6 protein-coding genes are annotated in these 6,057 nt (G+C 42.9%); 2 read left to right on the top strand and 4 right to left on the bottom strand.

The genetic code is table 11. The features are described 5' to 3' along the window. The 4 genes from alr to JCM9140_RS24480 all read right to left on the bottom strand — a co-directional run. The coding region (gene alr / locus JCM9140_RS11360; RefSeq protein WP_034746223.1) for an alanine racemase at positions 1-1,129 on the bottom strand (1,129 nt) is incomplete at its 3' end. Between the two features lie 98 nt (positions 1,130-1,227). Next, positions 1,228-2,364 (bottom strand): alanine dehydrogenase, encoded by a 1,137-nt coding sequence (gene ald / locus JCM9140_RS11355; protein ID WP_034746220.1) that lies wholly within the window; start codon positions 2,362-2,364, stop codon positions 1,228-1,230. 137 nt (positions 2,365-2,501) lie between these two features. Then, positions 2,502-3,395 (bottom strand): PucR family transcriptional regulator, encoded by an 894-nt coding sequence (locus JCM9140_RS11350; protein WP_235715328.1) that lies wholly within the window; start codon positions 3,393-3,395, stop codon positions 2,502-2,504. Next, on the bottom strand, positions 3,396-3,725 hold the full coding sequence (locus JCM9140_RS24480; RefSeq protein ID WP_235715327.1) for a hypothetical protein: 330 nt from the start codon (positions 3,723-3,725) through the stop codon (positions 3,396-3,398). It abuts the gene before it with no gap. A gap of 168 nt (positions 3,726-3,893) precedes the next feature. Here JCM9140_RS24480 and JCM9140_RS11345 point away from each other — a divergent pair, with 168 nt between their 5' ends. Together JCM9140_RS11345 and JCM9140_RS11335 are read left to right on the top strand one after the other, a co-directional pair. Beyond that, complete coding sequence (locus JCM9140_RS11345; protein ID WP_034746217.1) at positions 3,894-5,318, top strand: alanine/glycine:cation symporter family protein; 1,425 nt, start codon at positions 3,894-3,896, stop codon at positions 5,316-5,318. 430 nt (positions 5,319-5,748) lie between these two features. Continuing rightward, on the top strand, positions 5,749-6,045 hold the full coding sequence (locus JCM9140_RS11335; protein ID WP_052002213.1) for a GGDEF domain-containing protein: 297 nt from the start codon (positions 5,749-5,751) through the stop codon (positions 6,043-6,045). Positions 6,046-6,057 lie beyond the last annotated feature (12 nt).

The raw sequence follows: 6,057 nt of genomic DNA, 5'->3' as shown, positions 1-6,057 counted from the left end.
AACCTGTCCCCATGACCCACCCATGACCCACGTAATGTCTTGGGACGCGCTTGCTGATTGAGCAGACTATCTCGTAATTAATCGTTCCAATTTTTTCGGCCATGTCATCGATTGGAAATTCGACTTGTTCTCCAACTCGGGCGTTAGGATGGTGGGTTACGTCGATCATCGTTTGGTCCATGCAGACTCGGCCAACCATTTGCACTTGTTGTCCTTTGATCAAAGCGATCCCTTTATTCGATAGCGCTCGTGATAATCCATCCGCGTATCCAATAGGAAGAGTAGCAATTGTACGTGTAGCTGGCAAAGTATAGGTGCGGCCGTAACTAATTGATGCCCCTTCTTGAAGTTCGCGGACGGAAACAATGCTTGAGTAAAGCCGCATCGCTTGCTTTAGGATAATTGGCATGTCTAGGGATGGATCCGGTTTGAGCCCATAAAGGCTGATGCCAACGCGAACCATATCCAGGTGCTTCTCTTTATGAAATAATGTTCCAGCACTATTGCAACAATGTTTAATTGGTACAGCTATTCCTTCGTTTTCTAGTGCATGGATGAAGGTCATGAGCCGATCAAACTGAAGATCTGTGTATGTGGAGTCAGGTGAATCCGCTTCGGCAAAATGCGTAAAAACCCCTTCAATTTGAATATAGTTAGCGCACAACAGCGGCCTAACAAGCTCGAGCAATTCGTCACTTGTTTGAACACCGACTCGGCCCATTCCTGTGTCTACTTTAAGATGAACGTTTATTGGTGTTTCCTCCACGTCAACAAGGTCTATTAATGCGTCACGAACTTCAGAGGAAAAAACTGTGATTGAAATGTTGTTTCGAATTGCTTCTATTAGAGCATCTGGTGCCGTGTAGCCTAATACAAGAATCGGTGCGTCTATCCCTGCGTGCCTTAGCTCCAGTGCTTCATCTAAAATGGCAACACCTAAGTACGTTGCGCCGCCACGTATGGCTGCTTTTGCAGCTTCGACTGCTCCATGGCCATAGCCGTCTCCTTTTACAACCGCCATAAGTTGACAATTTGGAGCAACTAACCCATTTTTAAAAGAAGCTGCGTTTTCTTCAATTGCCTCTAATGAAATTTCAGCGTATGTATTTCGGTAGCTACTCAATTTCATCTTGCTCAACCTCCCTCTTTGCATCTGTTTTCAGTAATAGACCCTCTCCAACAAACAGTAGAGAGGGTCTAAATTTACTTTATTGCTATAATTGATGTTTATGCTAAAACTGTTTCACCTTGGCGAAGTGCACTCTCGACAGAGACAAGTTCATATCCAAGATCACGCGCGACCGCATTGTACGTTACATGGCCATTTGCTACGTTCACACCAAGAGCAAGTGCTTTGTTTTCAGCTACTGCTTGCGCTACTCCTTTGTTTGCAATTTGCAATGCATACGGAATCGTCACGTTTGTTAATCCAAGCGTTGACGTGCGCGGAACAGCACCCGGCATATTCGCTACAGCATAATGAACTACACCATGTTTTGTATAAGTTGGGTTATCATGTGTTGTCACTTCGTCAGCTGTTTCAATGATTCCACCTTGGTCAACGGCTACGTCCACCACAACAGCACCTGGTGCCATTGATTGGATCATTTCCTCTGTGACAAGCTTAGGGGCTTTTGCTCCTGGAATAAGAACCGCTCCGATCACAAGGTCCGATTCTTTCACGGCTTCAGCAATGTTTAGCGGGTTAGACATTAATGTTTGAATGTCATTTCCGAACTGATCGTCAAGTTGACGAAGACGATCTGCACTTAGGTCGATGATGGTTACTTCTGCCCCAAGTCCAACAGCGATTTTAGCCGCATTTGTCCCCACAACACCGCCTCCGATAATCGTCACTTTTCCACGTTTTACGCCTGGTACGCCAGATAAAAGAATGCCTTTCCCACCTTTAGGCTTCTCAAGGAACTGAGCCCCCACTTGCGCTGCCATACGACCAGCCACTTCACTCATCGGCGTAAGAAGTGGAAGTGTGCGGTTTACTTCAACTGTTTCATAAGCGATCGCAATCACGCCACTGTCCACAAGCGCTTGAGCAAGTTCTGGCTCAGCAGCTAAATGTAAGTATGTGAATAAAATAAGGCCTTTACGGAAGTAGCCATACTCTGAGCTTAATGGCTCTTTCACTTTCATGACCATATCTGCTTTCGCCCATACGTCGGCTGCTGCATCCATGATTGTTGCACCTGCGGCTGTGTAATCAGCATCTTCAAAGCCACTGCCCACTCCAGCACTTTTTTCGATTAAAATATCATGCCCGCTATTAGTTAGTGCTACGACACCAGCTGGCGTAATCGCTACACGATTTTCATTGTTTTTAATTTCCTTTGGAATACCAATAATCATTTTGTCGTCCTCCTCAAAGGGATTTATATTTGCTATATCGCTAGTATAAAGCGCATTGTGGAGGAGCGCATTGTGGGCAATCCCAAAAAATGAAAGCGTTCGTTTGTTGGATTTAACCAATCGCTTTTGCTAGTTGCTTATTGCCGTTTTAGATCCAAATAGAGCCCAAGCTTTTGTACTGGGTCCTTTAATTGAATGGATGTGATTTCTTGAATTCTTTTTAGGCGGTACGTTAACGTATTAACATGGCAGTGAAGCGCTTTGGCTGCTTCATTCATGTTGCCATCCTTTGTTAAAATGACTTCTAGTGTTTCCAATAAATTCGTTCGGTTTTCTAAATCATAATGTTGAAGCATCTGGATCGCCGGATTTACAGACTGTTGCTGAAGCTCCTTTGTTTTTTTCAACAGATCAATGTAGCGGAACACGCCTAGCTCGTGATAAAACGTCACATTCGCGAGTTCTTCTGGAAATGCCTTTTTAAACGCAATCACTTTGGCTGCTTCATCGTAACTTCTTTTCATACAGTTGTAATCTTCATACATATAGCCACATCCTGACTCAAGACCGGTAATGCCGAATCGATCTTTCACCTGGATTTTGAATGTATGAATAAAATCAATGGCATCCTTTCGTTCATTTTTTCGTGACGTAGGTGAAATTAAGAAGATGAGTTGATTTTCGTCAAGTGTTTCAATGAGAATATTTACTTTTTGAATCGTTTTTGCTGTATAGACTTTCTTTTTATATAATTCTTGATTCATAGAATCGAAGGTGAATAAAATCATTCCTAGTGGCTTATTTTCGTGTAAACCAATGTTTGATAAGTGATTGGCAATGGTTTCGTGACTTTCTATATCTCCAGTAATGATTTGCCAAAGCAGTTCTTGATGATTTTTTTCGTTTTTCTTCTTTTGAAGATTAAGTTGAAGCAGTTGATTCTTTGCTTTGCTAGCTATCAACTTTAAGTCAGTAAGATCTTGTTCGTTTAATGTACACCCACCTTCTAATACCCAAATATAGCCGAGCACCTATTCGTTTTGGCGAATGGAAATCGCGACTCGGTTCCCAAGGCCAATATCCCCAATCTTAGGAATAACAAGTGGTTCATCGCTTTGATTTAGAGTTGGGATCACACCTTCCTTCCAAAAACGATGAATAACTCGCTCTGGCACACGCCTGCCGATAATCGTTGAAACCCTTGCAGCATCTGTCTCCTCATCATGAGAACTATAAGCGAGGAGGTGATGATTCGCATCCTCAATGGTCACAGGACATTGAAAACGCTCACTAATCGCATCGACAAACTCTTCTAATGAATAAAATGGCCGAGAAAACATCTGTCTGTTTTCACCATTCATATGTAAACACCTTCTTCCAATGGTTGCATCTTACTGTTTGTTTAAGAAATACAAATAAAACGCTTTCATTTTGTAAAAATTCACAAACTGAATCCCTTCTTATTATGTTAGGATAGCATAGTGATCAAATCACAGCAGTTGGAAGCGCTATCTTTTAGGAGGGGTTTTATGGATATATTAGAGATACTAGGAAAAATTAATAACGTATTGTGGGGGCCACCCAGTTTAATTTTGTTATTTGGGACCGGCTTGTTTCTAACCTTTGCTTTAAAAGGGTTGCAATTTCGTAGACTGATTTATGCCTTTAAGATTGGCTTTGGAAAAGAAGATGCTAAAGATGCGGCAGCAGAAGGCGATGTTAGTCACTTTAAGGCGCTTATGACCGCACTTGCTGCAACGATTGGAAACGGTAATATCGCCGGAGTGGCAACCGCGATTACGCTTGGTGGCCCTGGGGCCATTTTTTGGATGTGGATTGTTGGTTTGCTTGGTATGGCAACAAAGTATGGTGAAGCATTATTAGCCGTGAAGTACCGTGTAAAAAATCAAAATGGAGAATACTCAAGTGGGCCCATGTATTACATTGAACGAGGGCTCGGTCGAAAATTCAAAGCGCTCGCTATCGCATTTGCCTTATTCGGTGCATTTGCTGCGCTAGGTATTGGTAATAGTGTACAGTCGAACACGATTGCAGATGTAACGAGCAATAGTTTCGGTATGCCAAACTGGGTAACTGGAGTTATTTTAGTCGTCCTTGTTAGTTTTATTATTTTTGGTGGAATTCAACGGATTAGTGCCGTTGCTAGTTTTTTCGTTCCGATCATGGCGTTCCTTTACATAGGTGGAGCTCTCTTAATTCTCGTTTTAAATTTTGATATGATTATTCCAGCATTTGAACTTATTTTCTTTTATGCATTTAACCCTGTTGCGGCAGCGGGTGGTTTCTTAGGTGTCGTGGTTTCCGAAGCGATTCGTAACGGTGTCGCTCGTGGGATCTTTTCAAATGAAGCAGGTCTTGGTACAGCAGCATTGATTGCCGGTAACGCACGCGCTGACCATCCTGTTAAGCAAGCGCTTGTTGCGATGACAGGTACATTTATCGTAACGATTGTTGTTTGTACAATGACAGGGCTAACCCTTCTTATTACAGGTTTCTGGGATCCTTCAGGTGGTTTGCTCTCGGGTGTCACTCATGATGGCACGCTTGAAGGCGGGGCCTTAACGAGTGCCGCGTTCGGATCCGTTCTTGGCGTAGTCGGCGAATACATCGTTGCCTTCTCCGTTATTTTCTTCGGATTTTCAACGATTGTTGGCTGGTACGTTTATGGAGAGAAGTGCTTTGAGTATTTAGTTGGTGCAAGAGGCGTTGCTGGCTATCGTCTTGTTTACATTGGTGCTTGTGGAGTTGGAACGATCGCGAACCTAGCAACCGTTTGGGCTTTTGCAGACATGGCCAATGCCTTAATGATGATTCCAAACCTAATCGCTCTTCTTCTTCTATGGAAAGTGATTGTCGCGGAAACAAACGATTACTTTAACAACTTCTATGAAAATGCGAAAGTCGCAGGATCTACCGAGAGAAAGATCGGATAGTGGGTCATGGGTGGGTCAGGGGGACAGGTTCCTTGACCCACTTCCCTTTGGTAGATGGAGTAGATGTGGATATTGGCACATCCCGACAATTATCTCTGAATTTGCTTGTGCATATCTCGTAAAAGGTGGATAACCCTCTGTATAAACAGCAGATTATCCACCTTTTTTCATGATCGAGAAGTTTTTTTTCGTTCTGGTCCTTTTTTCCCCGGAGAAAGACAGGACGGCGGCACTTCTCCGCTATTTCTGACGGGTTTATTGTCCAATCTGACTGATTTATTGTCCGAACTAGTAGGTTTATTGTCCAGTTCCGGCCATTTATTGTCCGATCCCAGCATTTTATTGTCCGCCGCCGAATCTGTTCGCCCCCCTCCACTCAATAAAGGAGCACTTTCCACAGTTCCTCCACACCTCTCAACTGGGTCACGTCGTGATCATCATCAAAAAGAATGTTCGAGAAGCAGATGTAGTGGCACGACTAGGTGGGGAAGAATTTGCTATTATTTTTTCTGATACAAGTTTGAAACAAGGAAAACAAATTTGCGAGAGAATACGTGAAAACATAGAAAAAAATGCGTTTATCTACAAAAATGAACCAATCCATTTTACCGTTAGTATTGGTATGTCACAACATAAAGGCGAATCGGTTTATGAATTTATCGACAACGCGGATAAAGCATTATTTAAAGCCAAAGAAAACGGTCGAAATCAAGTTGTTGTAGGTTGATAAGTTGGTGAG

The sequence above is a fragment of the Halalkalibacter wakoensis JCM 9140 genome, assembly GCF_000513095.1.
Classification (GTDB): domain Bacteria; phylum Bacillota; class Bacilli; order Bacillales; family Bacillaceae_D; genus Halalkalibacter; species Halalkalibacter wakoensis.
Note: the sequence above shows the minus strand (reverse complement) of the source record. Positions and strands in the feature narration are given on the sequence as shown.

Coding starts and splice junctions, on each gene's coding strand:
- ald (WP_034746220.1), bottom strand. CDS start 2,364: ATGATTATTGGTATTCCAAAGGAAATTAAAAACAATGAAAATCGTGTA.
- JCM9140_RS24480 (WP_235715327.1), bottom strand. CDS start 3,725: ATGAATGGTGAAAACAGACAGATGTTTTCTCGGCCATTTTATTCATTA.
- JCM9140_RS11345 (WP_034746217.1), top strand. CDS start 3,894: ATGGATATATTAGAGATACTAGGAAAAATTAATAACGTATTGTGGGGG.